The 1,988-nt window shown below is 43.0% G+C and carries 1 protein-coding gene and 1 pseudogene; both read right to left on the bottom strand.

What is annotated here, in order from left to right:
- Nucleotides 1-749: pseudogene (locus F6K37_RS39860) on the bottom strand (hypothetical protein); the annotation flags it as partial.
- A 15-nt stretch (nucleotides 750-764) separates the two neighbouring features.
- A partial coding sequence (locus tag F6K37_RS39855) for a baseplate J/gp47 family protein (protein ID WP_287256790.1) occupies nucleotides 765-1,988 on the bottom strand: 1,224 nt, incomplete at its 5' end.

Raw genomic sequence — 1,988 nt, 5'->3', positions numbered from 1 at the left:
TATGGAGGCGCAGATGAGGCATCTGGACAGGTCGTCCCAATCCCCACATTGCCTGATTCACTTACAATGGTTAAATGTTGTTTTACTTTTGAAATGCATTCGCTATAGCTTTCTATATATAATTTTTTTTCTGAACTGCCAATGTACTTAAGGTCAAAACCCCCGTTTGTTGCGGTCGATTCTCCCAATTGAATGGTTGCATTATCTTGACCCCAAATCTTCAGGACAGGTTCATCTCCTTTAATTTCCAGCTTTGCATCTGGACTATCCGTTCCAATCCCCACATTGCCATCTTTCTTAATAAAGAAAGGAGTAGTATTCTTTGATTCATCATCAATCCGTAAAGCATCTTCATTACCCGTCTGGCGAATATGGAGTTTCGCCGTCGGCTTATCGATACTCAGTCCCACATTCCCATTACTACTGTTAATAAAAAGCTTGCTCTTGCTAACTTCACCAGAAGCATAATGAGATATATTTAAACCTGGCTTATCTCCTGATTTTTGATTAATACTCCAAGTGTTCTTGTCACCCGCATCATAAAAATCCAACAGTTTCTCATCCGTACCTTGGGCGGTAATCTTGAGGGGGGCGGTAATCTTGAGGGGAGTATCTGCCCCAGCCGGGTTTTCTATGCCATCATCTTTTATATTGAGGGTGGAATCAATAAAGTCTGCAAAATTCTGTTGAGAAGGCTTTTTACCTGTCTCGAATAATTTTTTTAGTTCACTTCTCTTCTTTTGAGCCATGATATTTAACTCCTTTTAAATAACTTCAAAATCAGTAACAATACTCATATAACCAATCCCCTCAAAATCATCTTCATCATAAGATTTTTCTGTGCCCATCAGGTAGATAATATGTTGAGGGGCAGAAACCAAAATTGAATCCGGGTGTTGCACTTGGGCGAGATTAGACGGAATCACCCGATAATATATATCTGACTTACCTTGAGAACCAGCTTTGATGGGAACTTGCTCAATTAATTTGAGATAGCCAACATAATCCACATAGGATCTTTTCTCAATAAAATGGATCACTGAGGAATTATGGATTGAACTACCAAAGGTAATATATGCTTGTGCTTCATAAGCCCACGGGGACAAAAAGCGTTTAATATCTTCATTGAGTTGATTCAGATAGTCCCCCTGGTCATATCCAGCGCGAAAACGGATACCCACTTTGTATTGAATGGGTTTGTAGCGGGGATTTTTTACCACGATTTGCACAAACGGTGAGGTATAGTTTTGCAGGTATACCTGGATTTCCTTTAGTAAGTAGGAAGGTGCTTTGGGTTCCAGGGGAAAGAAAGGCGCAGTATTCGCCACGTCGGGAATTACCACCACTGTCACCTTGGCATCACCAGGATTGTGGTTGCCAGCAGCAGAGGTGATACATTTCACCTTATAGATTTGGGGGAAATGTTCCAATACTAGACGTTCGTAATCCCAGGCGGTTATAGCCCTCTGTTTATGGCGCAGTCTTTCACTCACCCGCATGGTGAAGGCGCGATTGTCTTCTTTTGGTTTACCGCCAAAGGAACTATAGGGCTGTTGTACTGTGTTGATGGCGGGATCTCGTGTGACAAATCCTTGAATGGAATTAGCTGGGAGGGGTTTACTTAAATGGTCGGCTGCATTCCCCTGGTTGACAAAGGTCGCCCTGACAGCTTGGGTTTTGATGTCCAGAGTATCAGGAATGGCGGCAGCATTTTCGGTGACGGTAGCTCGTAGCCAATGTAAACCACTGGGTAACAAGTTATGCTGACTGGTGGCTCCCTCAGGGATACTCAAGCGGATAATCCCCGAATCGACTAACCCGTTGGTACTATCGGAAAGCATCTCTGTATTTTTAAATTCTTGCCAAGAATTACCACTCAAGTAACTCCAGTGAATCTGTGGTGGAGTTAGTTCCCCATTGCCACTCCCCGGTATCATTTGGAAGAGGATGGAAATGTTTTGGGGTGGTTGCAGATTGCGGATACCGAA

The sequence above is a fragment of the Moorena sp. SIO4E2 genome, assembly GCF_010671945.1.
Classification (GTDB): Bacteria; Cyanobacteriota; Cyanobacteriia; order Cyanobacteriales; family Coleofasciculaceae; genus Moorena; species Moorena producens.
Note: the sequence above shows the minus strand (reverse complement) of the source record. Positions and strands in the feature narration are given on the sequence as shown.